Annotated in this window: 17 protein-coding genes and 1 pseudogene; 6 read left to right on the top strand and 12 right to left on the bottom strand. The window is 62.0% G+C overall.

Annotation, left to right across the window (positions count from 1 at the left end):
- Window positions 1-40: 40 nt before the first annotated feature.
- The 8 genes from FJ938_RS10710 to FJ938_RS10675 form a co-directional block, all read right to left on the bottom strand.
- A complete protein-coding gene (locus tag FJ938_RS10710) occupies window positions 41-1,669 on the bottom strand; it encodes an alpha-D-glucose phosphate-specific phosphoglucomutase (RefSeq protein ID WP_140693487.1) in 1,629 nt (542 codons plus the stop codon).
- A 3-nt stretch (window positions 1,670-1,672) separates the two neighbouring features.
- The gene (gene glgA, locus FJ938_RS10705) at window positions 1,673-3,118 is read right to left on the bottom strand and encodes a glycogen synthase GlgA (protein ID WP_140610025.1); all 1,446 of its coding nucleotides are present in this window, start codon (window positions 3,116-3,118) and stop codon (window positions 1,673-1,675) included.
- 100 nt (window positions 3,119-3,218) lie between these two features.
- Entirely contained in the window at window positions 3,219-4,484 is a 1,266-nt protein-coding gene (glgC, locus tag FJ938_RS10700; protein WP_140610026.1) for a glucose-1-phosphate adenylyltransferase, read from the bottom strand.
- A gap of 20 nt (window positions 4,485-4,504) precedes the next feature.
- Window positions 4,505-6,718 (bottom strand): 1,4-alpha-glucan branching protein GlgB, encoded by a 2,214-nt coding sequence (glgB, locus tag FJ938_RS10695; RefSeq protein ID WP_140610027.1) that lies wholly within the window; start codon window positions 6,716-6,718, stop codon window positions 4,505-4,507.
- A gap of 106 nt (window positions 6,719-6,824) precedes the next feature.
- Complete coding sequence (locus tag FJ938_RS10690; protein ID WP_140610028.1) at window positions 6,825-9,287, bottom strand: glycogen/starch/alpha-glucan phosphorylase; 2,463 nt, start codon at window positions 9,285-9,287, stop codon at window positions 6,825-6,827.
- A gap of 133 nt (window positions 9,288-9,420) precedes the next feature.
- Complete coding sequence (locus FJ938_RS10685) at window positions 9,421-10,227, bottom strand: ATP-binding cassette domain-containing protein (RefSeq protein WP_181168693.1); 807 nt, start codon at window positions 10,225-10,227, stop codon at window positions 9,421-9,423.
- A complete protein-coding gene (locus FJ938_RS10680; protein ID WP_140610030.1) occupies window positions 10,203-11,285 on the bottom strand; it encodes an ABC transporter permease in 1,083 nt (360 codons plus the stop codon). The genes FJ938_RS10685 and FJ938_RS10680 overlap by 25 nt, the downstream gene beginning before the upstream one ends.
- A 95-nt stretch (window positions 11,286-11,380) precedes the next feature.
- Complete coding sequence (locus FJ938_RS10675) at window positions 11,381-12,358, bottom strand: sugar ABC transporter substrate-binding protein (protein WP_181165605.1); 978 nt, start codon at window positions 12,356-12,358, stop codon at window positions 11,381-11,383.
- Between the two features lie 269 nt (window positions 12,359-12,627).
- Between FJ938_RS10675 and FJ938_RS10670 the strand changes: the two genes are divergently transcribed.
- From FJ938_RS10670 to FJ938_RS10655, 4 genes are all read left to right on the top strand, one after another.
- On the top strand, window positions 12,628-13,854 hold the full coding sequence (locus FJ938_RS10670) for an ROK family transcriptional regulator (RefSeq protein WP_140610031.1): 1,227 nt from the start codon (window positions 12,628-12,630) through the stop codon (window positions 13,852-13,854).
- Entirely contained in the window at window positions 13,855-14,301 is a 447-nt protein-coding gene (locus FJ938_RS10665; RefSeq protein ID WP_140610032.1) for an RbsD/FucU domain-containing protein, read from the top strand.
- Window positions 14,298-15,221, top strand: coding sequence for a carbohydrate kinase (locus FJ938_RS10660; RefSeq protein ID WP_140610033.1), 924 nt, complete (start codon window positions 14,298-14,300; stop codon window positions 15,219-15,221). Before FJ938_RS10665 ends, FJ938_RS10660 begins: the two co-directional genes overlap by 4 nt.
- A 227-nt stretch (window positions 15,222-15,448) precedes the next feature.
- Window positions 15,449-16,591, top strand: coding sequence for a DegT/DnrJ/EryC1/StrS aminotransferase family protein (locus FJ938_RS10655; protein ID WP_140693481.1), 1,143 nt, complete (start codon window positions 15,449-15,451; stop codon window positions 16,589-16,591).
- Window positions 16,592-16,594: 3 nt separating this feature from the next.
- Here the strand turns inward: FJ938_RS10655 and cysQ are convergent, their stop codons facing one another.
- Genes cysQ through cysD form a run of 3 tightly spaced genes read right to left on the bottom strand, consistent with a single transcriptional unit; the run spans window position 16,595 to window position 20,248 of the window.
- Window positions 16,595-17,392: a 3'(2'),5'-bisphosphate nucleotidase CysQ gene (gene cysQ / locus FJ938_RS10650; RefSeq protein ID WP_181169062.1), complete on the bottom strand. Its 798-nt coding sequence runs from the start codon at window positions 17,390-17,392 to the stop codon at window positions 16,595-16,597.
- A gap of 10 nt (window positions 17,393-17,402) precedes the next feature.
- Complete coding sequence (gene cysN / locus FJ938_RS10645; protein ID WP_181168692.1) at window positions 17,403-19,340, bottom strand: sulfate adenylyltransferase subunit CysN; 1,938 nt, start codon at window positions 19,338-19,340, stop codon at window positions 17,403-17,405.
- Window positions 19,341-19,342: 2 nt separating this feature from the next.
- Window positions 19,343-20,248, bottom strand: a complete 906-nt coding sequence (gene cysD / locus FJ938_RS10640) for a sulfate adenylyltransferase subunit CysD (RefSeq protein ID WP_140610036.1) — start codon at window positions 20,246-20,248, stop codon at window positions 19,343-19,345.
- Between the two features lie 490 nt (window positions 20,249-20,738).
- On the opposite strand from cysD, the pseudogene FJ938_RS10635 reads away from it, so the two are divergent.
- Both FJ938_RS10635 and FJ938_RS10630 read left to right on the top strand, forming a co-directional pair.
- Window positions 20,739-20,936, top strand: a pseudogene (locus FJ938_RS10635) (O-antigen ligase family protein); the annotation flags it as partial.
- A gap of 161 nt (window positions 20,937-21,097) precedes the next feature.
- Entirely contained in the window at window positions 21,098-22,042 is a 945-nt protein-coding gene (locus tag FJ938_RS10630; protein ID WP_140693472.1) for an NAD-dependent epimerase/dehydratase family protein, read from the top strand.
- Between the two features lie 166 nt (window positions 22,043-22,208).
- Here the strand turns inward: FJ938_RS10630 and FJ938_RS10625 are convergent, their stop codons facing one another.
- Window positions 22,209-22,748: a sugar transferase gene (locus FJ938_RS10625; protein ID WP_140610038.1), complete on the bottom strand. Its 540-nt coding sequence runs from the start codon at window positions 22,746-22,748 to the stop codon at window positions 22,209-22,211.
- Between the last annotated feature and the right edge of the window lie 393 nt (window positions 22,749-23,141).

Genomic DNA, 23,141 nt, shown 5'->3' with positions numbered 1-23,141 from the left:
CCTGGCGCTTTGCGAGAGCTATGGGCGCGTAGCGGCACCCTCAAGTAATCACGCTCGGCTTGTTGCGGCCGGTGTGGCTCTTGATCCCGGCGATGTCGTCGGCGGCGGCGATGAGGTCGGCGAGCGCGACCTGCGTGTCAAGGTCGTGCCTCGCCTTGTCCGGCTCGTAGCGCTCGACGTAGACGCGGATCGTCGCGCCCGAGGTACCGGTGCCGGAAAGCCGGAAGACGACGCGGGAGCCGCTTTCGAACAGCACCCTGATGCCCTGGTGCTCGCTGGTCGAGCCATCGACCGGGTCGTGATAGGCGAAGTCGTCGGCATTGGCGATCTTCAGGCCACGCACGCTGGTGCCGGGCAGCGAAGCGAGCTTGGCGCGCAGTTCGTCGACCAGCGCGTTGGCCCGGTCGCTCTCGACCTCCTCATAATCGTGGCGCGAATAGTAGTTGCGCCCATAAGTCGCCCAGTGCTCGGTGACGATCTGCTTGCAGCTCTCGCCGCGCGCGGCAAGGATGTTGAGCCACAACAGCACCGCCCATAGGCCGTCCTTTTCACGGACATGGTTGGAGCCGGTCCCGGCACTCTCCTCGCCGCAGATCGTCGCCATGCCGGCATCGAGCAGATTGCCAAAGAACTTCCAACCGGTCGGCGTCTCATAGATGCCGATGCCGAGCTTGTGGGCGACGCGATCGGCCGCGCCACTGGTCGGCATCGAACGGGCGATGCCCTTCAGCCCGTCCTTATAGCCCGGCGCCAGGCGGGCGTTGGCGGCCAGCATCGCCACCGAATCGGACGGGGTGACGAAAATGCCCTTCCCGATGATCAGGTTACGGTCGCCGTCGCCATCGGAAGCGGCACCGAAATCGGGCGCGTCCGGTCCCATCATCTCATCATAGAGATGCTTGGCATGGACGAGGTTCGGGTCCGGGTGGTGGCCGCCGAAATCCGGAAGCGGCTTGAAGTTGCGGCAGGTGCCGTTGGGCGCGCCGAGCCTGTGTTCGAGGATCTCCTTGGCATAGGGGCCCGTCACCGCATGCATGGCGTCGAAACGCATGCGGAAGCCCGACTTGAACAGTTTGCGCAGCGCGTCGAAGTCGAAGAGGCTTTCCATCAACTCGGCATAGTCGGTGACAGGATCGATGATCTCGACCGTCATGCCGGCGGCCGTGACCGTGCCGATCGTGTCGATGTCGATCGTATCGATGTCGGCGATCTTGAAGCTCGATATCGCCTTGGTCTTTTCGAAGATGGCGTCGGTCAGCTTTTCCGGCGCCGGACCGCCATTGCCGGCATTGTACTTGATGCCGAAATCCTCATGCGGGCCGCCGGGATTGTGGCTGGCCGACAGGATGATGCCGCCGAAGGTCTTGTATTTGCGGATGACATGCGAGGCGGCCGGCGTCGACAATATGCCGCCCTGCCCGACCATCACCTTGCCGAAGCCGTTGGCGGCGGCCATGGCGATGGCCTTCTGAATGACCTCGCGGTTGTAATAGCGGCCATCGCCGCCGATCACCAGGGTCTTGCCCTTGAAGCCGTCGAGCGCGTCGAAGATCGACTGGATGAAGTTCTCGGCATAGTGCTCCTGCTGGAAGACAGGCACCTTCTTGCGCAGGCCCGACGTGCCGGGTTTCTGGTCGGAATAGGGTTTGGTGGGGACGGTACGTATCATGCTTCAAGCAACCCTTTTCGAAAGCAGAAGGCGATAGAGTTCAACGTATTTTTCCGCGCTTCGATCCCATGACACATCGCTCTTCATGCCTTGGCGCTGGATGGTTTCGAAAGCCGCGGGATTGGCGTGGGCGTCCGCCAGGCGGCGGATGGCGTGCAGCATCGCGCCGCCATTGTTGGGAGCAAACTGGAACCCGGTCGCCACGCCGGCAGCCATCGCAGCTTCATTGGCATCGATGATGGTGTCGGCGAGACCGCCGGTGCGGGCGACCACGGGCACACAGCCATAGCGCAGGCCGTAGAGCTGCGTCAGTCCGCAGGGCTCGAAGCGCGATGGAATGATGATGGCATCGCAGCCGCCCTGCATGGTGTGCGACAGCCCTTCGTCATAGCCGACGACCACGCCGATACGGCCGCGGTGGCGCGCCGCGGCGGCAAGCAGAGCGCCTTCGAGACCGGCATCGCCTGAGCCCAGTACGGCCAGCCGCGCGCCGGTCGCGACGATGCCGTCGACCACCGTCGCCAATATGTCCATGCCCTTCTGCCAGGTCAGTCGGCTGACGACGCAGACGATCGGGCTGTCGTCGCGATCGAGGCCAAACCGCTCCTCGACGGCGGCTCTGTTGGGCGCGCGCGCCTCGAGCGTTCCAGCCGTATAATCCGATACCAGATGCTTGTCGGTTTCCGGGTTCCAGATCGCGGTGTCGATGCCGTTGACGATGCCGTAGAGATCGCTGGAGCGCATGTTGATCAGACCGTCGAGGCCCATGCCGAACTCCGGCGAGCGGATCTCCTGCGCATAGGTCGGGCTCACCGTGGTGATCGCCCAGGCGGCCTGCAGGCCGGCCTTGAGGAAGCCGACGCCGCCATAATATTCGACGCCGTCAAGTGCCATCGCCGCTGCCGGCAAGCCAAGTTCCCCGAAAATGCCGGCGCCGAACTGCCCCTGGAAGGCGAGATTGTGCACGGTTATCATCGACGGCGTGCCGACCGCCTTGCCGTAGCGCATATAGGCAAGCGTCATCGCCGACTGCCAGTCATGGGCATGGACGATGTCGGGCAGGTAACCGGAGATGGCGCCACCGGCGATATCGGCGCCGGCTTGGCTCAGCGCCGCGAAGCGCCGCCAATTGTCCGGCCAGTCCGCGCCCGAGGCGTTGCCGTAGGGACCGCCGGGACGGTCGAACAGGTGCGGCGCGTCGAGCACGAAAAGATCGAGCCCTGCGAGTTGGACGGCATGCACCGAAGCCTTGCCGCCCTGCAGCAGCGGATATTGGTAAACGGCCTTACGTTTCTTGAAGGCTTCCATCACCGCGGGAAAGCCTGGAATGAGCGTGCGCATGGTCACGCCCTTGGCCGCCAGCGCGATGGGCAGCGCGCCGGTCACGTCGGCAAGCCCGCCGGTCTTGATCAGCGGAAAGATCTCGGGCGTGACCGACAGAACCTGCATGCGTCTTTCCGATCCTGTCCAACTCTTCGTTTCCAAGCAAAATTCCGGGTTTCCAAGCAATCAGGGCGGAAAACCGTTTCACACTTTTCCTGGAATTTCTCTAGAGCCCCAGTTTGTTGATCATGTCCTGCGTGATCAGGCAGATGCCCTTTTCCGAGACGCGGAAGCGCTTGGCGTCGAGCACGGGATCCTCGCCGACCACCAGCCCCTCCGGTATCCTTACACCGTGGTCGATGACGACGCGCTTCAACTTTGCGTTCCGGCCGACATGAACGTCGGGCAGCATGACGACCTCTTCCAACGTCGAATAGGAGTTGATGCGCGCGCCGGTGAAGATCAGGCTTTTCTTCAGCGACGCGCCGGAGACGATGCAATCGCCCGAGACCAGCGACGACACGGCCGAACCGCGCCTGCCGTCCTCGTCATGGACGAATTTTGCCGGCGGCTTCAACTCGGCATAGGTCCAGATCGGCCAGTCGCGATCGTAGAGGTCGAGCTCCGGCGTCACGTCGGTCAGGTCGATATTGGCTTCCCAATAGGCGTCGACCGTTCCCACATCGCGCCAGTAGGCTTCGTTCTCGGCGGTCGAGCGCACGCACGACTTGGTGAAGCGGTGCGCGATCGCCTTACCGTGCTCAACGATATAGGGGATGATGTCCTTGCCGAAGTCGCGGCTCGAACCCGGCTCGGCGGCGTCGCGGCGCAGCTGCTCCATCAGGAACTTGGTGTTGAAGACGTAGATGCCCATCGAGGCCAGGGCGAATTCAGGGTTACCGGGAATGCCCGGCGGATCAGCGGGCTTTTCTACGAAGGCGATGATGTTGTCCTTGGCGTCGACATGCATGACGCCGAAACCGGTCGCTTCCATACGCGGCACTTCGAGGCAGCCGACGGTGACGTCGGCATTGGCGTCGACGTGCTGGCGCAGCATCATCTCATAGTCCATCTTGTAGATGTGGTCGCCGGCGAGAATGACCATGTATTCGGGCCCGTAGGCCTCGATGATGTCGATGTTCTGGTAGACGGCGTCAGCCGTGCCCTCATACCATTGCGTTTCCGACACGCGCTGGCTCGCCGGCAGGATGTCGAAACTCTCGTTTCGTTCGGGCCGCAGGAAGTTCCAGCCCCGCTGCAGGTGGCGGATCAGCGAATGGGCCTTGTACTGCGTGGCCACGCCGAGGCGGCGAATGCCGGAGTTGAGCGCGTTGGAGAGCGCGAAGTCGATGATGCGCGTCTTGCCGCCGAAATAGACCGCCGGCTTGGCGCGCCGGTCGGTCAGTTCCTTGAGACGGCTGCCACGTCCGCCAGCCAACACGTAGGCCATCGCGTCGCGAGCCAGCGGCTGGGTCCGTTTCGTTTCTGCCATGTTTTACCCTCCCCGTTTACTCAGTCTGGAACATGTTCGAGCATGATCGTCGACAGCGGCGGCAAAAGCATCGTCGCCGACACGCCAGCCCCCTCCCCGCCGGCGACGACCATGCCGCCATTGCCCATGCCGGAGCCGCCATATTCGGAAGCGTCGGTGTTGATGATCTCGCGCCACTTGCCGGCCTTCGGCAGCGGCACGCGATAATTGTCACGCGGCACCGGCGTGAAGTTGGAGATGACAGCCACCGGGTTGCCGTCAGGCGCGTTGCGTGCCCAGGCAAAAACCGAATTCTGGCTGTCGTCGACGATCAGCCAGGAAAAGCCCTCCGGCTCGCAGTCCCGGCCATGCAGCGCCGGTCGTGAACGGTAGAGATAGTTGAGATCGCGCACCGTCTGCCAGACGCCGCGATGCGGGCGGAAATCCAGCAGGTTCCAGTCGAGCGCGCGCGCCTCGCTCCATTCGCGGCGCTGCGCGAATTCCTGACCCATGAACAAGAGCTTCTTGCCGGGATAGCCCCACATGAAACCATAGTAGGCGCGCAAGGTCGCGAATTTCTGCCAGTCGTCGCCGGCCATCTTGCCCAAGAGCGTGCCTTTGCCATGCACGACCTCGTCATGCGAGAGCGGCAGCACGAAATTTTCCGAGAAGGCATAGACCAGGCCGAAGGTCAGGTCGTTGTGGTGGTGCTTGCGGAAAATCGGCTCCTTGGAAAAATACTCCAGCGTGTCGTGCATGAAGCCCATGTTCCACTTGAAGCCGAAGCCCAGCCCGCCCTCATGGACCGGCGCCGAGACCTTCGGCCATGAGGTCGATTCCTCGGCGATGGTCATGACGCCGGGATGGTGGCCGTAGAGCTCCTTGTTCATCTTCTGCAGGAAGCTGACCGCCTCCAGGTTCTCGCGGCCGCCCTTCTCGTTGGGGATCCATTCGCCCTGCTTGCGCGAATAGTCGAGGTAGAGCATCGAGGCGACCGCATCGACGCGCAGGCCGTCGACATGATATTTTTCGGCCCAGAACAGCGCGTTGTTGACCAGGAACGATATCACCTCGCGACGGCCGAAATTGTAGATCGCGGTGTTCCAGTCGGGATGAAAGCCCTTGCGCGGGTCGGCATGCTCATAGAGCGCGGTGCCGTCGAAATGGACCAGGCCGTGCTCGTCGACAGGGAAATGCGCCGGCACCCAGTCGAGGATCACGCCGACGCCGGCGCGGTGGGCGCCATCGACGAAGCGGGCAAAGCCGTCCGGATCGCCAAAACGCGCCGACGGCGCGTAGAGGCCAGTCGTCTGATAGCCCCAGGACGGATCATAGGGATGTTCGGAGATCGGCATGAACTCGATATGGGTGAAGCCGGTCTCGACCACATAGGGGATCAGCCGGTCGGCCAATTCATCCCATGACAGGAACGTGCCGTCGTCGCGACGCTGCCAGGAGCCGGCATGGACCTCATAGATCGAGATCGCTTCACGGCGCGGATCGGCATTGCGCCAGAAAGTGCGGTGCGCCTCGTCACCCCATGAATGCGACGGCGCCACCGCGGTCACCGACGCCGTCGCCGGGCGCAGTTCGGACTTGAAGGCGAACGGGTCGGCCTTGAGCGGCAACCGCACGCCATCGGGCCCGATGATCTCGTATTTGTAGGGTCGCCCGGCGCCGATATCGGGAATGAACACCTCCCAGATGCCGGTGTCGCGACGGTCGCGCATCGAATGCCGGCGGCCGTCCCAGTCGTTGAAATCGCCGACCACCGACACGCGCCGAGCGTTTGGAGCCCAGACGGCGAAGTGCACCCCGGTGGCGCCCTCGTGCTCGATGATATGCGCGCCAAGCTTGTCGAACAGCCTGAGATGCGACCCCTCGGCGATATAATAGTCGTCCATCGGCCCCAGCACCGGGCCGAACGAATAGGGATCGGTCAGCCACCAGTCGCCGCCGGCGTTCCTGGCGTGATAGCGCAGCGGCTGCCGCTTCTTGATCGACAGCTTGCCCTCGAAGAAGCCGGCATCGTCTCGCCTGGACAGTTCGCCTGCCTTGATGCCGGTCAGCGTGTAGGCGGTGACGAGTTCTGCATGCGGGACGAAGCAGCGGGCAAACAGGCCCTTGCCGATCTCATGGACACCAAGCACCGCAAACGGATCGCCATGCGTGCCGGCGACAATCGCCGCAACATCGCCGGCTGGCGCCAGTCCGTCCGGCCCGCTTGTCGCAGCGGTCGCGCTCGGCTTCCTCATCAGGCAGTGTCCCTCCCAGGGCACCATGTTTTTGTCTTCCGGTGACGTGAGTTCGGCACTCAACTCACATCCCGGACCACATTGTTCGTAGTCTCATGCAATCACATCAGACAGGCACGTTCCAGATTTCTTTCGCGTATTGGCGGATGGTGCGATCGGATGAGAACCAGCCCATGCGCGCGACGTTACGGATTGCCCGGGCGTTCCAATCGGGGCTGTTGCGCCAGACCGCATCGACGTCGCGCTGGCAAGCGGCATAGGCGTCGAAATCCGCCGCGACCATGAACCAGTCGCTGTCGTAGAGACCGTTGATGAGATCGCGGTAGCGATTGGGATCATCGGGCGAGAAGACGCCCGACGAGACGGCCGCGACCGCCTGCGCCAGTTCGGAGGAAGCCTCGATGATGCCGCGCGGGTTGTAGCCATTGTTACGTCGCTCGGCGACCTCTGCCGTGGTGAGGCCGAAGATGAAGATGTTGTCGTCGCCGACGCACTCCTTGATCTCGACATTGGCGCCATCGAGCGTACCGATGGTCAGCGCGCCGTTGAGCGCGAACTTCATGTTGCCAGTGCCCGACGCTTCCATGCCCGCGGTCGAAATCTGCTCGGACAGGTCGGCCGCCGGCATCATGATCTCGGCCAGGCTGACATTGTAGTTCGGCACGAACACCACCTTCAGCAAACCACGAACGGCCGGATCGCGATTGATGACCCTGGCGACGTCGTTGGCGAGTTTGATGATCAGCTTGGCGTTGTGATAGCTGGGCGCGGCCTTGCCGCCGAAGAATTTCACGCGTGGCATCCAGTCGCGCTCGGGATGCGAGCGGATCTGGTCGAAGAGCGCGATCGCCTCGAGGATGTTCAGAAGCTGGCGCTTGTATTCGTGGATGCGCTTGACCTGGATGTCGAACAGTGCCGAGGGATCGACCTTGATGCCGAGCCGATCGGCGACGAGATTGGCCAGCCGCACCTTGTTCTGCCGCTTGACGGCGGCGAATTTGTCGCGAAACGCGCTGTCGTCGGCAAAGGCCTCGAGCCCTTTGATGGCATCTATGTCGTCGAGAAAACGGTCACCGATCGTTTCGCGGGCGAGCGATGTCAGCCCGGGATTGCACTGGATCAACCAGCGCCGCGGCGTGATGCCGTTGGTCTTGTTGTTGATGCGATCAGGGTAGAGCCTGTGGAGATCGGCGAAGACCGTTTCCTTCATCAACTCGGTATGCAGCGCCGAGACGCCGTTGATCGAGTGCGAGCCGACAAAGGCCAGGTTGCCCATGCGCACGCGGCGGTCGCCATTCTCCTGGATCAGCGAGATGCGGCTGATCTGCTCGCCCGAAAATTGGTTGGTCGCGCGGGCTTCGAGCAACATCTCGGCGTTGATGGCATAAACGATCTGCATGTGGCGCGGCAAAAGCCGCTCGAACAGCGGCACCGGCCAGCTCTCCAGCGCCTCCGGCAGCAGCGTGTGGTTGGTGTAGCCGAAGGTGCGCTTGGTGATGTCCCAGGCAAGGTCGAAGTCCATGCCGTGGACATCCATCAGGAGCCGCATCAGCTCAGGCACCGCGATCGCCGGGTGGGTGTCGTTGAGGTGGATCGCCGCCTTGTCGGGCAGTGACTTCAGGTCGCCATACTGGCTCAGATGCCGCTGCACGATGTCCTGCAGCGAGGCGGTCGAGAAGAAATACTCCTGCCGCAGCCTGAGCTCCTGCCCGGCCTTGTGGGAATCGGCGGGATAGAGCACGCGCGACAAAGCGTCGGCCTTGTTGCTTTCGGCGAGCGCGCCGATGTGATCGCCGGCATTGAACTTGTCGAGCAGGATCGGATCGACCGGCATGCCCGACCACAGCCGCAACGTGTTGACGCGGTTTCCCCGCCAGCCGACCACGGGCGTGTCGTAGGCGACGGCGAGCACGTGCTCGGTCGGCTTCCAGACATGGCGTTCGAGCCGACCGTCCTTGGTGGTGATGGATTCCACCGAACCGCCGAAGCCGACCTCGAAGGAGCGTTCGCGCCGCTCGAATTCCCAGGGGTTGCCGTGGTCGAGCCAGGTCTCGGGCAGCTCGACCTGCCAGCCATCGTGTATCTCCTGGCGGAACATGCCGTTGGCGTAGCGGATGCCGTAGCCATGCGCGGGAATGTCGACCGTGGCCATGCTTTCCATGAAGCAGGCGGCGAGCCGGCCAAGGCCGCCATTGCCGAGCGCCGCATCCGGCTCCAACGCCGCAATCACGTCGAGGTCGACGCCGAGCGAGGTCAGTGCCTCGCGCATGTTCTCCATCAGGCCGAGATTGGAAAAGGCGTCGCGCATCAGGCGGCCGATAAGGAACTCCAGCGACAGGTAGTAGACGCGCTTTTCCCGCTGGTCGTAGGCCTCTTTCGTCGCCTGCATCCAGTGGTCGACGATGCGGTCGCGCACGACCTTGATCGAGGCGGTCAGCCAGTCGTACTGGGTCGCGACTGTGGTGTCCTTGCCGACCCTGTATTTGAGGGACATCAAGACTTCTTCGGCGAGCGTTCTGGGATCGGGATTGTCGAGAGCGGGGGCTTCGATCGTCATGGCGGATGTCATATCGCCTCTCGTTCAGTTGGCCTGATCATACCGGCTTTCACAGTTTCTCCCAGCCTATCTTAGTGCATTGCAGCATGTCTTCAATCGATTTAAACCATTGCCGGGTTGAATGCCCCTGCGGCAATTGGCAAGATCAGGCCGCCAGGACCTCCGGCGGTGCCTTGGCCCCGGTCATGAAGGCTACCGCATCGGACATCGTGTATTGTTTGGGGTCGATGACGGCCAGGCGACGGCCCAGCCGATGGATGTGGATACGGTCGGCGACCTCGAAGACATGCGGCATATTGTGTGAAATGAGCACGATCGGAAGGCCGCGTTTCTTGACGTCGAGGATCAGTTCGAGCACGCGGCGGCTCTCCTTGACACCGAGCGCCGCGGTCGGCTCGTCCATGATGACCATCTTCGAGCCGAAGGCGGCGGCGCGTGCCACGGCAACGCCCTGACGTTGGCCACCAGACAGCGTCTCCACCGCCTGGCTGATGTTCTGGATCGTCATCAGACCGAGTTCGGTCAGTTTGTCGCGCGCGCGCTTTTCCATCACCGGACGGTCGAGCATGCGAAGCCATCGGCCAAGGAAACCCGGCTTGCGGATTTCGCGGCCAAGAAACATGTTGTCGGCGATGGACAGTGCCGGCGACAGAGCCAGGTTCTGGTAGACGGTTTCGATACCCGCTTCGCGGGCTTCCATCGGCGACTTGAAGGCAATCGGTTTGCCCTCGAGCCGGATCTCTCCCTCATCCGGCGTCACCGCACCGGAAATGGCCTTGATGAGAGACGACTTCCCGGCGCCGTTGTCGCCGATCACGGCGAGGATTTCTCCGGGGTAGAGATCGAAGTCGGCGCTGTCGAGGGCAGTGACGCGACCGTAACGCTTGGTCAGGCCGCGCGCGGTGAGGATGGGTTCCTGAGCCTGGGTCATGCCGAGATCTTCCTGATCCATTGGTCGATGCCGACCGCGACGATGATAAGGGCGCCGACCGACAATTGCGTCCATTGGGGATCCGTTCCCCACAACCGCAATCCCAGTGCGAACACGCCGACGATCAGAGCACCGAAGATGGTGCCGAGGATGGAGCCGCGTCCGCCAAACAGCGAGGTACCGCCGATCACCACCGCCGTGATCGAATTGATGTTCTCGAACTGGCCGGCCTGAGGCGAGACCGAGCCGATGCGCCCGATCAGCGCCCAGCCGGCAATGGCGCAAATGATGCCCGTCAGCGTGTAGACCACGAGCAGCATCCGGTCGACACGGACACCCGACAGTTCGGCTGCCTCCGGGTCGTCACCCACCGCGTAGACATGCCGGCCCCAGGCAGTCTGGTTGAGCACGTACCAGGCGATCGCCGCCATGATCAGCATCAGAAGCACGCCGTAGGTGAAGACGGCGCCGCCGACCTTGAACGAGTTGCCGAAGAATTGCAGCAATGGCGCCGTTGCCTCGAGGTCCTGGCTGCGGATGGTCTCGTTGCCCGAATAGATGAAGTTGATGGCAGCGTAGATCGACCAGGTGCCGAGCGTCACGATGAAGGGCGGCAGTTTCACCCTGGCAATGAGGACGCCATTGACCAGGCCGCAAAGCGCGCCGACAAGCAGCCCGACGGCGACGGCCACGGGTGCCGGGACACCGTAGTGCATGGCAAACTGGCCCATGACGACAGAACTCAGGACCATGATGGCACCAACCGACAGGTCGATGCCGGCGGTCAGCACCACCAACGTCTGGGCGATGCCGACCATACCGGTTATCGCCACCTGCTGCAGGATCAGCGTCAGCGTGAAGGGGGAGAAGAAGCGGCCACCGACAACGACGCCGAACAGGATCACCGAAAGCACGAGGATGATCAGGGGCACCATTGCCGGGCTTTTGTGGAGCCTGTGCTGGATGCTTTCCAGCGGGGTGCGCGAATGCGTGTCGAAGGAAGCGACGCTGCCGTCGCTTGCGGCCAACGCCTTTTCGAACTCCTGTGGTCCGCTGACTTTGGTTGTCTCGATGCTCAACTCGGCCTCCCCGCCTTATGTGTGGAGCGGCAGGAGCCGCCCCACACTATTTTTTCTTATGGTCTTTTCGAAAATGAGCCGATCAGGCGATCAAATCAACCCCAGCACTTGGCGAGACCTGCCTTGGTGTCGATGGAATCGACGCCGGCAGCGGGCTTGTCGGTGATCAGCGTCACACCGGTATTGTAGAAGTTCAAGCCGGGCGACGGTTCAGGCTTCTTGCCGGTGTCGGCGAAAGCCTTGATCGCCTCGATGCCAAGCGAGGCCATCAGCAAGGGATATTGCTGGGAGGTGGCGCCGATAATACCTTCCGCCACATTCTTGACGCCCGGGCAGCCGCCGTCGATCGAAACGATCAACACGTCCTTCTCCTTGCCAACCGCCTTCAACGCCTGGTAGGCGCCCGCGGCGGCGGGTTCATTGATGGTATAGACGACGTTGATGTTCGGGTCTTTCTGCAGGCAGTTCTCCATGGCGGTATGGCCGCCATCCTCATTGCCGCCAGATAGATCGTGGCAGACATTGCGCGGATCCTTTTCGTCACCGATCTTCTTGGGATCGTTGACGTCGATACCGAAGCCCTTCATGAAGCCCTGGTCACGCTGCACGTCGACCGATGGCTGGCTGGCAATCAGGTCCATATAGGCGATATGGGCATCCTTGGCCTTATCGCCCAAAGTCGCTTTTGCCCATGAGCCGATGAGTTCGCCGGCTTTGAAATTGTCGGTTGCAAACGTCGCATCCGCGGCATCGGCGGGCTCAAGCTGCGTGTCCAGCGCGATCACGAGAAGTCCGGCGTCTCGCGCCTTCTTGACCGCCGGCACGATAGCGGCCGTGTCGGTGGCGGTGATCAGAATACCCTTGGCGCCATCGGCGATGCAGGATTCGATCGCCGCGACCTGGCCTTCATTGTCGCCTTCGGCCTTGCCGGCATAGGCTTTGAGATCGACGCCGATTTCCTTGGCCTTCGCCGTGGCGCCTTCCTTCATCTTGACAAAGAAGGGATTGGTGTCGGTCTTGGTGATCAGGCAAGCGCTGACATTGGCAGCGAACGCGGCCGGTGCAAACGCCATCACGCCGAGCGCGGCGGCGGCAAAAACTGTTGCTTTCAATACTCTTTTGTCGGTCACGATTGTCCTCCCAGTGGAACCATTTCGGGTGCCGGCCAACCGGCATCCATACAAGCATCCAAACAAACCATCCCAGCGTGGATGCCGGCTTTAGCAGACACCAGACCGCGCTGGCTGTCAATAATTAAATCACTCTTATTTATTATTGACACACTTGCCTTGACCGCTCATTCTGGCCCAAAGCCCCGAGGGGAATTAACGGGAGGACCAGGGTGGAGACCGGCAGTGCGAGGCACGGTTCGCCCGAGGCAGCCGAGAGTCGGCTTCACCGAGGCACCAATCAGAGCGGGATGCGGGACCACAATGAGCGGCTCGTGCTTTCGCTGGTGCGCCAGCATGGCAGCCTCGCCAAATCCGACATCGCCCGTATGACCGGACTTTCGGCTCAGACCGTTTCAGTCATCATGCGGGAACTTGAAGACGACAATCTTCTCGTGCGTCAGGCGCCGTTGCGCGGCAAGATCGGCCAACCGTCCATTCCGATGGCGCTCAATCCGGAAGGTGCGTATTTCATAGGCCTGAAGATCGGCCGGCGCAGCGCCGAACTCGTGCTGATTGATTTCCTCGGCAATGTCCGTTCGATGTTGCAGCACTCCTACCGCTACCCGGCGCCGCGCGAGACAGTGGAATTCGTCACCTCGGGCATGGAAAAGATGCGCGCAGAACTCAGCCCGGCTCAGAACAAGCGCATTGCCGGGCTCGGCATCGCCATGCCGTTCGAATTGTGGAACTGGGCCGATAGGGCCAACGCGCCCCGGGACGTGATGGATGAATGGCGCCACCGCGACATCAGGGCCGAGATCCAGTTGCAGTGCGAATTTCCCGTCTACCTTCAAAACGACGCCACCTCGGCTTGTGGCGCCGAACTCGTCTTCGGCCAGGCAGGAGCCGCCCGCGACTTCGTCTATTTCTATATCGGCGCCTTTGCCGGCGGCGGCATCGTGCTGAATGGACGCCTCTATGGTGGCCCTACCGGCAATGCCGGCGCGCTGGGCTCCATGCCGGTGCCAGGCCCCGAGGGCAAGCCAACCCAGTTGATCGACATCGCATCGATCACCATGCTGGAAAAGGCGCTCAACGCCCGCGGTGTCGAAGCTTCACATCTGTGGACGTCTCCGGAAGACTGGGGCGAGATCGGCGTCGAGCTCGACGATTGGATCGCCAGCGCCTCGCGGGCGCTGGCCTACGCCATCGTGGCGGCCTCTTCCGTCATCGATTTCGAGGCGGCGGTGATCGACGGCTGGATGCCGCTCACCGTACGGCGGCGGCTGGTCGATGCCGTCATCGAAGCCATCGGCACTGTTGACGGCGAAGGATTGAGGCTTCCAGCCGTCCGCGAGGGAACAGTCGGCATCCACGCTCGGGCCCTTGGTGGTGCCAGCCTGCCGCTTTCGGAGCGTTTCCTCGTCGGTTCGACCACGATTTCCAGGAGCGCCTGAATGCTGATCGGAATACCGGCGCTACTCGGTCCGGAACTCCTGGCGACCCTGCGCGCCATGGGGCATGGCGACGAGATCGCCCTGGTCGATGGAAACTATCCGGCCGAGGAGCAGGCAAGACGCCTCGTCCGGGCCGACGGTCATCCCCTCATTCCGATGCTCGACGCGATCCTGAGCATCCTGCCGGTCGACGACGTCGTCCCGGAGGCGTTGTTTCGCGCCTCGGTGAAGGGCGATCCGTCACTCGCCGACCCCGTCCATCATGAGATGGAGGCGATCTGTGCCAAACGCGTGCCGGGCCGCAAGGTGGTTGCGCTGGCCGGCGCCGACTTCTATGCACGGGTCAAATCGGCGCACGCTATCGTCGCGACAAGCGAGCCGCGACTTTACGCCAACATCATCATCCGTAAGGGCGTGATCTATCCGCCGGAGACCAAGAAGCCATGATCCTCTGCTGCGGCGAAGCCCTGATCGACATGCTGCCGCGCACCACGACGGAAGGGGAGCCGGCCTTTGCTCCCTATGTCGGCGGTGCGGTGTTCAACACTGCGATCGCGCTTGGCCGGCTCGGTGCGCCGGCCGGCTTCTTCTCTGGCCTGTCATCGGATCTTTTCGGCGGCCAATTCCGGGACGCGCTGGGAGCGAGCAAGGTCAGTTCCACCTATGCCCACACGTCGCCGAGACCGACGACGCTGGCCTTCGTAAAACTGAACAATGGCCAGGCGACCTACACCTTCTATGACGAGAACACCGCCGGGCGCATGCTGACCATCGACGACCTGCCGCAGCTCGGGTCCGAGATCGAGGCGATGCTGTTCGGCGCCATCAGCCTGATCTCGGAGCCTGCTGGATCCGCCTATGAGGAATTCATGAAGCGCGAGCATGGCCATCGCGTCATGATGCTCGACCCCAACATCCGGCCTAATTTCATCCCGGACAAGGCCAAGCACCTCAGACGTATCCGCGCCATGATGGCGATGGCCGACATCGTAAAGCTCTCGGACGAAGACCTCCATTGGTTCGGCGAAGCCGGTTCGCATGAAGACGTCGTGCGCAACTGGCTCGATCGCGGACCGAAGCTCATCGTCGTCACGCATGGCAGCGAAGGCGCCGTCGGCTACAGCAGGGATCATGCCGTCACCGTGATGCCGGAGAGGGTCACGGTGGTCGATACGGTCGGCGCCGGCGACACATTCAACGCCGGCATTCTCGCCTCCCTACACGAGCAGGGATTGCTGTCAAAGGCGGCCATAGGCGAGCTTCCACAAGACGCCATCCGCAAGGCACTGTCGCTCGGCGCCAAGGCGGCGGCGGTGACAGTGTCGCGCGCCGGCGCCAATCCACCCTGGCGGCACGAGATCGGCTGATACGCCCCCAGCCGATCACTTTATGTTTCCATAGGCTGGAAAAGCGCGACAGAGAACGCTCCAAATGCGCCATGAAGGCCGGATTTCCGGCTTTTGGGCGTTATGCGCCGGCAAAAGGCGGTAACGAGCTGCGACACTGGCGCAATTCGCCTTGCCCTCGGCCGGCTTTTTCAGCCGTGCCAAGTCTGTTACCAGCAGGCCGGTTTATTGGCAGCTTTGAGGCCGACATGCAGTTCATCGATCTTGGCGCGCAGCGCGAACGAATCCGCGACCGGCTGAAAGCCGCGATCGACCATGTCGTCGAGGACGGCCGCTACATTCTCGGCCCCCAGGTCGCGGAGTTCGAGAAGAAGCTTGCCGCCTATATTGGCACCAAGCATGTCGTGGCCTGCGCCAACGGCACCGACGCGCTGCTGCTGCCGCTGTTTGCCGCTGGCATCGGTCCGGGCGATGCCGTATTCGTGCCGAGCTTCACTTTCGCCGCCACGGCTGAAGTGGTGGCGCTGGCCAAGGCGGAGCCTGTGTTCGTCGACGTTGACGCCAAGACCTACAACATCGACATCGCCAGCCTCGAAGCCGCGATCGCGATGATCAAGAAGGAAGGCCGGCTGAAGCCGAAGGCGATCATCCCTGTCGACCTGTTCGGCCTAGCCGCCGACTACGAAGCCATAATGGCTATCGCCAACCGCGAAGGCTTGATGGTGATCGAGGACGCCGCCCAGTCGATGGGCGGGTCGCTTGACGGCAAGATGTGTGGTGCCTTCGGCCATGTCGGCTCGACCAGCTTCTATCCAGCCAAGCCGCTCGGCTGCTTTGGCGACGGCGGCGCGATGTTCACCGACGATGACGCACTGGCCGACAAGCTGCGTTCCTTTGCCTTCCACGGCAAGGGCGAGACGCAGTATGACAATGTCCGTGTCGGCATCAATTCTCGCCTCGACACGCTGCAGGCGGCGATCCTTATCGAGAAGCTGGCCATTCTGGAAGATGAAATGGTCGCGCGCCAAATTGTGGCAAATCGCTATGCCGAAGGCCTCGGCGACATTGTCACCGCCGCCCGCAATCTCGACGGCAGCCGCTCGGCGTGGGCGCAGTACGCCATCGAAACCCCGAAGCGCGACGGGCTGAAGGCGCATCTGAGCGAAAAGGGCATCCCGTCGGTCATCTACTACGTCAAGCCGCTGCATGAGCAGGTCGCCTATCGCGACTATCCGCGCACGCCGACGGGTCTTGCCGTTTCGGAGGAATTGCCGAAGCGTATCCTGTGCCTGCCGATGCACCCCTATTTGAGCGAAGCCGACCAGGACCGAATCATAGAGACGATCCGCAACTATATCGGTTCGAACTCGGCGCAGGCCGCGGCCGAGTAACCGTTAGTCACAGGCGGGGCTGCTCCCTGCCCTGCCGCTGGCGATGAAATGCGGATTGGCGAAATCCTCGTCGTCGACCTGATCGCGTTTGCCATAGGCCAGAGGCTTGCCGTCCAGTGTGCACGTCGTGCCGCCCGCCGCGCGAAGCACCGCGTCGCCTGCAGCGGTGTCCCATTCCATGGTGCGGCCGAAACGCGGATAGACATCCGCCTCGGCGCTCGCGAGAAGGCAGAATTTCAAGGAAGATCCGACCGAAACGATCTCGGCGGCACCAAGGTCGCGAATATAGGCTTCGGTTTCCGGCGTGTTGTGGGAGCGGCTGGCAACCACGGCCAGCGGCGTCGCGGCCGTTCTCACCGAAATCGGCCGTCGAGCGACGATCTGGAAGTCGCCATCGATTTCGAGAGCTTCCGCCCTGCCCGGCCGGCCGGAAAAGAAACGGCCGCTGCAGGGGGCGAAGACGACGCCGACTTCCGGCACGCCACGACGGACAAGCGCGATGTTGACGGTGAAGTCGGTGCGGCGATTGACGAATTCCTTGGTGCCGTCGAGCGGATCGATGAGGAAGAAGGCCTTGCCAAGATCGGCAGGCATGACGCCGGCGGCCGCTTCCTCTTCAGCCACGCACGGAATGTCGGGGAATGCGGCGCGCAGCCCGGCGAGAATGATCTTCTCGCTTTCGCGATCGGCCTCCGTCACCGGCGAGGAGTCCGATTTCCGGTCCACCGCGCAACCGGCGTGAAACACACGCATGACCTCGCGTCCAGCCGCCAGCGCCAGATGCTCGAAGATTTCGAGCATCGACCTGTCGTCAGATGCCGCCGCCGTTGTCGTATTGATCTTCGGCAATGTCACGCTCATTCAGCCAGTGTTCCAGGGCATCTACCATCTCTTCCGCCGATTTGCCGAGCGTCTTCAGATGGATTTCCGGTTTTTCCGGCGCCTCGTATGGCGAATCGACACCGGTGAAATTCTTGATCTCGCCATTCAGCGCACGGGCGTAGAGGCCCTTTGGATCCCGCCTGGCGCATTCCTCGAAGGGTGTGTCGACAAACACTTCGATGAACTCGCCATCGGCCATCAGCTCGCGCGCCATTCGCCGCTCGGCGCTGAACGGCGAAATGAAGGAGACAATGACGATCAATCCGGCATCAGCCATCAGCCTGGCCACTTCGGCGACGCGGCGGATGTTCTCGACGCGGTCGGCATCGGTAAAGCCGAGATCGCGGTTGAGACCGTGACGGACATTGTCGCCATCCAGGATATAGGTGTGCCGGCCGGTGGCGAACAGCTTCTTCTCGAACAGGTTGGCGATGGTCGACTTGCCGGAGCCCGAAAGCCCGGTGAACCAGAACACAGCAGGCCGCTGGTTCTTCATGTCGGCACGCACACGCTTGCCGACATCGAGCGATTGCCAGTGGATGTTTTCAGCACGGCGCAGCGAGTGCACGATCATGCCGGCACCGACGGTGGCGTTGCTGATGCGATCGATCAGGATGAAGGCGCCGGTGGTGCGGTTCTCGGCGAAAGGATCGAAGGCGATCGGCGCCCGCGCCGAGATGTTGCAGATGCCGACTTCATTCATCTCAAGCGACTTGGCCGCCTCATGGGCGAAGTCGTTGACGTTGATGCGGTATTTCAGGTCGGTGACAGTGGCGCTGGTCTGGTCGGTTTCGGTGCGCAGGATGTAGGAGCGGCCCGGCAACAGCGCATGCTCGTCAAACCAGACGATGTTGGCGGCGAACTGATCGGCGACCTGTGGCCGGGCTGCCGGCGAAACCAGCATGTTGCCTCTGGAAACCTCGACCTCGTCGTCAAGAACAAGCGTGATGGCCTGACCGGCGACTGCGTGTTTGAGATCGCCGCCATGAGCGACGATGCGCTTGACATGCGAGGATTTGCCGGATTTAGCGACGACGATCTCATCGCCCTGCGAGACCGAACCTGAAGCAATCGTGCCGGCAAAGCCACGGAAGTCGAGATTCGGGCGATTGACGTACTGGACCGGGAAACGGAACGGCAACTCGACGGTCGCCTCCTCGACCGAGACGGTCTCGAGGTGCTCGATCAGCGTCGGGCCGGAATACCATTTCATGTTTTCAGAGCGGCTGCTGACATTGTCCCCGTAGCGAGCCGACATCGGGATCGGCACGATGGTCTGGAAGCCGAGATCGCGTGAGAACTGCCGGTAGTCTTCGACGATCCGGTCGAAGACCAACTGGTCGAAATCGACGAGATCGATCTTGTTGACGGCAAGCACGATGTGGCGGATGCCGAGCAACGAGGCGATGATCGAATGGCGCCTGGTCTGGCGCAACACCCCTTGTCGCGCATCGATCAGCACGATCGCCAGGTCGGCGGTCGAAGCGCCTGTCGCCATGTTGCGCGTATATTGTTCGTGGCCGGGCGTGTCTGCGACGATGAACTTGCGCCTGGGCGTGGCAAAGAAACGATAGGCGACGTCGATGGTGATGCCTTGCTCGCGTTCAGCCTCGAGACCATCGACCAGCAGCGCGAAGTCGATGTCGTCGCCGGTGGTGCCATGCTTGCGCGAATCGCGCTCGAGCGCGGCGAGCTGATCCTCGAAAATCTGCTTGGTATCAGACAAAAGGCGACCGATCAGCGTCGACTTGCCGTCATCGACCGAACCGCAGGTGAGGAAGCGCAGCAGCGACTTCTTTTCTTGCGCCGCAAGGTAATCGCGAACGCTGTCGGTGGGGGCGAGGCTCTTGGCCATGATGTGGCGCATGGTCAGAAATACCCCTCGCGCTTCTTCTTTTCCATGGAACCCGCCTCATCACGGTCGATCAGGCGACCCTGGCGTTCGGAAGTGCGTGCGGTCAGCATCTCACCAACGATGGCTTCGAGCGTGTCGGCATCGGATTCGATGGCGCCGGTCAACGGATAGCAGCCCAAAGTGCGGAAACGCACGAGCCGGTCCTCCACGATCTCGCCGGGACGCAGTTTCATGCGCTCGTCGTCCTTGAGGATCAGCATGCCGTCGCGTTCCACCACCGGCCGTTGCTTGGCGAAATAGAGCGGCACGATCGGGATGTTCTCCTGCAGGATGTACTGCCAGATATCGAGCTCGGTCCAGTTCGACAGCGGAAAGACGCGGATCGATTCACCCGAGGCGATGCGGGTGTTGAATATCTTCCACATTTCGGGCCGCTGGTTCTTCGGATCCCAGACATGCTGGGCATTGCGGAACGAGAAGATGCGCTCCTTGGCGCGCGACTTTTCCTCGTCGCGGCGGGCACCGCCGAAGGCGGCATCGAAACCGTATTTGTCGAGCGCCTGGCGCAGCGCCACCGTCTTCATGACATGGGTATGGGTGTTCGAACCATGATCGAACGGATTTATGTTGTCGCGCACGCCGTCTTCGTTGACATGGACCAGCAGGTCGAAGCCCAGCTTCTGCGCCATCTGATCGCGAAAGGCGATCATTTCGCGGAATTTCCAGGTGGTATCGACGTGAAGAAAGGGGAATGGTGGCTTGGCGGGATAAAACGCCTTCATCGCCAGATGCATCAGCACGGATGAATCCTTGCCGACCGAATAAAGCATGACCGGCTTGGCGAAGGCGGCCGCAACCTCGCGGAATATATGGATGGACTCAGCTTCAAGCCGCTGCAGATGCGTAAGCGCTATGGTCATAGACTGTGAGCGTTCTCTCATGCCTTGCGACAGAAGACCTTGCGCCGAACCATCGAGCCTTTTTGCGCCCGGTTCAAGCTTCGCTTCTGAACAAAGTGTTTCGTGCGGGCGTTCTAGCAGATCGGCGCGCGGCAGAACAATGCAAGACGAGCCCGGCAACGGTCAGTTCGAGAATGAATTTTCCACGCTTTCGCCGGAACCCGGAAATTTCCGTTCGCAATGCCTCCATCCGGGGAAATGCAGGAAAAATATTACTTGGGAGAGCGTGGCAACGACGGTCCTGGAAGGCCTTTCCCGATCGAGGAGCGAAGGCCGCCGATTTTCGATGACAACCAGCCGCAACGCCCTATCGAAAAGACGGTTCAGCCGCTATACAACCTCCGCAAGCGGGCAAGATGCGTCACGATGCACGGGCAATTTCGAGGAGTACGCTCGATTCACTAAACGGGATGTACCGCATGAATCTACTCGAGAATAGCGAGCCCAAGACTTGAACCGGCTTTCGTCTGTGAGACAGCACCTCACGCCTTCGCGGATCAATATTTACTTTTCCAGCCTCTGTTTCTTTTTTCCACCGGTTCTGGGATTGGTAGTGAGCTTTGTGTTCAATGGCGGCGGCCTATGGTCCGTCCTGTTGATCGCCTTGAAGAAAAGACGCTTCAATGTCGACCGAGCGATGATGGCGCTGATGGTCTTCCTGTTGTCGGGAACCTACCTTGCTTGCGGACGCCAGGCCCCATTGGCGGAAGAGCAGACACGCCCGCCCCTGACTGAAAACCAAATCCCTCCGCCGGCGATGGAAAAGCAGGCGCCTCCATCCGCCGCCCAATGGCCGTTCCGGGCAAGTCGATGAAAGTCCTGGTCACGGGCGCGACAGGCTTCATCGGCCGCCAGGTGGTCCATCGGCTTCGTGAGGCCGGCGTCGAGCTTCGCCTCGCCTCGCGCGACCCGCAGGGACTTGATCCAGGGTCCGGCGCGATGCTGATGCCGGGTTTCGATGCCCCGGCCGCGGCCTTCCTGGCGCTGACCCGGGATGTTACGGATGTCGTCCACTGCGCGGGCCTGAACAATGATGAAGGCAATACCACCGAAGCCGATTTCAAGGCAGCCAATGCGGAATTGAGCGCACGGTTGGCGCATGCCGCCGCCACGCAGGCAAGCGGACGCTTCATCCTTCTCTCCTCGATCCGGGCCGTGATTGGCGCACGCGTCGGCGCAACGATCAACGAGGACACGATGCCCGATCCGCAATGCGCCTACGGGCGCTCGAAGCGCGAAGCGGAGATCAACGTTCTGGACGCCTATACCTCGCACGGCCGTTCCGATGCCGCCGTGTTGCGGCTGCCTCCGGTCTACGGAGCCGGCATGAGAGGAAATCTGGCGACGCTGATGCGCCTGGCCGATACGGCCCTGCCGCTGCCGACAGGCGCGCTGACCGGGAAACGCTCACTGCTGTCATCGCTGTCGGCGGCAGGAGCCGTATGGCATCTGCTGAACCGTCCGGAGCCGCTTCGCCCGATCTACATCGCCAGCGATGTGCCGCCTGTTTCGGTCGCGGCCATCGTCGGCGCCTTTCGCAGCGGCTTCGGAAGGCCGACGCGCCTGATGGCCGTGCCGGCCGGACTGCTCCGGGCAGCCGCGATCCTCGCACGCAAGCGCCCGTTATGGGATAGCATGACCGCGACGCAGATATGCGACCCTTCCCTGCTCGTATCAGAAGGCTGGCTGCCGGAAACCCACACGCTGGAGCGGTTGGCCGCAATAGCGCGGTTGGAAAAATCCCGACTTCTTTAATCTTTAATCCCTGATCCAAACCGGCGCCCACTTTTTGGGATCGTGGTCTTTTTGCCTGACCACGATCTTTCCAAAAACCGGCGTCCACTTTTTTGGGATCGTGGTCTTTTGTCTGACCACGATCTTTTCCAAAAACCGGCGTCCACTTTTTGGGATCGTGGTCTGTTCAACCGCGATAGAGCGTTCCAAGCAGGATTCGCAGATCGAGCCAGAGCGACGCCGTCCGGAGATAGGTTGCGTCGGTTTCGGCCAGGAGCTGCGGGGTGGACATGTCGATGCCCCTGATCTGTGCCAGACCGGTTATGCCTGGACGTGCCGCAAGAACGCCCAAGCGCCGGCGGCACTCGATCAATTCCGTCTGGGTCGGCAGGCAGGGACGCGGCCCGACCAGGCTCATCTCGCCCTTCAGAACGTTCCAGAACTGCGGCAACTCATCGAGCTTGAACTTCCGAAGGACCTTTCCGACCGATGTTACGGCGCTCACAGGCGCCTCATGCGAAGGCAAGGACAGCGTGCCGAGATACATCGTCCTCAACTTGTGACAGCGAAAAGGCGCACCGTCGCGGCCTACCCGCGTTTGGGAAAAAATCACCGGCCCCGGTGACGATGCCCGAACGGCAACGACAGCAAGCAATAGAACAGGAGATGTGGCCACCAGCAGCAACGCCGCACCGGCAAGATCGAAGATTTTCTTGGCTGTCTTCATGAACGACCGATCATGCTCCCTGACAAAGCTCCGTCCGACAACACCGCGGACGAAGCCTGTCAATTCGGCCGACGTAGCACGGGCTCGCTTCTCGACCAAGCGCGCCGTGAACTGTTGGATGTTCAGATGCGCCCCAGGACGAAAGCGGAATAGAGCCGGCAACCTCACCCTTGAGCAGGCGGCCAAGCCGCGAGACCCTGGCCTGCCACGATGCGTCGGCGCCGACCAGATTTTCAAACACTCACTATCCGCAATGGGTTAAGTCTCATGCCCAGCCGCTTTCGGAATAACCTGCGCGAAGACTTTGACACTAAAGCGGAGCCAGATCGAATACCATCCGTCATCAGCCACCTGTTCTTAGCCAAGTCTTCGGCCCCCCGCCGCCCGATCGCA

This window comes from Mesorhizobium sp. B2-4-14 (genome assembly GCF_006442155.1).
Classification (GTDB): domain Bacteria; phylum Pseudomonadota; class Alphaproteobacteria; order Rhizobiales; family Rhizobiaceae; genus Mesorhizobium.
This window is presented reverse-complemented; position numbering and strand designations above follow the sequence as displayed.

Excerpts from the sequence above, each read along its gene's own strand:
- FJ938_RS10710 (WP_140693487.1), bottom strand. The coding sequence starts at position 1,669 with ATGATACGTACCGTCCCCACCAAACCCTATTCCGACCAGAAACCCGGC.
- glgA (WP_140610025.1), bottom strand. The coding sequence starts at position 3,118 with ATGCAGGTTCTGTCGGTCACGCCCGAGATCTTTCCGCTGATCAAGACC.
- glgC (WP_140610026.1), bottom strand. The coding sequence starts at position 4,484 with ATGGCAGAAACGAAACGGACCCAGCCGCTGGCTCGCGACGCGATGGCC.
- glgB (WP_140610027.1), bottom strand. The coding sequence starts at position 6,718 with ATGAGGAAGCCGAGCGCGACCGCTGCGACAAGCGGGCCGGACGGACTG.
- FJ938_RS10690 (WP_140610028.1), bottom strand. The coding sequence starts at position 9,287 with ATGACATCCGCCATGACGATCGAAGCCCCCGCTCTCGACAATCCCGAT.
- FJ938_RS10685 (WP_181168693.1), bottom strand. The coding sequence starts at position 10,227 with ATGGATCAGGAAGATCTCGGCATGACCCAGGCTCAGGAACCCATCCTC.
- FJ938_RS10675 (WP_181165605.1), bottom strand. The coding sequence starts at position 12,358 with ATGGCGTTTGCACCGGCCGCGTTCGCTGCCAATGTCAGCGCTTGCCTG.
- FJ938_RS10665 (WP_140610032.1), top strand. The coding sequence starts at position 13,855 with ATGCTGATCGGAATACCGGCGCTACTCGGTCCGGAACTCCTGGCGACC.
- FJ938_RS10660 (WP_140610033.1), top strand. The coding sequence starts at position 14,298 with ATGATCCTCTGCTGCGGCGAAGCCCTGATCGACATGCTGCCGCGCACC.
- FJ938_RS10655 (WP_140693481.1), top strand. The coding sequence starts at position 15,449 with ATGCAGTTCATCGATCTTGGCGCGCAGCGCGAACGAATCCGCGACCGG.
- cysQ (WP_181169062.1), bottom strand. The coding sequence starts at position 17,392 with ATGCTCGAAATCTTCGAGCATCTGGCGCTGGCGGCTGGACGCGAGGTC.
- cysN (WP_181168692.1), bottom strand. The coding sequence starts at position 19,340 with ATGCGCCACATCATGGCCAAGAGCCTCGCCCCCACCGACAGCGTTCGC.
- cysD (WP_140610036.1), bottom strand. The coding sequence starts at position 20,248 with ATGACCATAGCGCTTACGCATCTGCAGCGGCTTGAAGCTGAGTCCATC.
- FJ938_RS10630 (WP_140693472.1), top strand. The coding sequence starts at position 21,098 with ATGAAAGTCCTGGTCACGGGCGCGACAGGCTTCATCGGCCGCCAGGTG.
- FJ938_RS10625 (WP_140610038.1), bottom strand. The coding sequence starts at position 22,748 with ATGAAGACAGCCAAGAAAATCTTCGATCTTGCCGGTGCGGCGTTGCTG.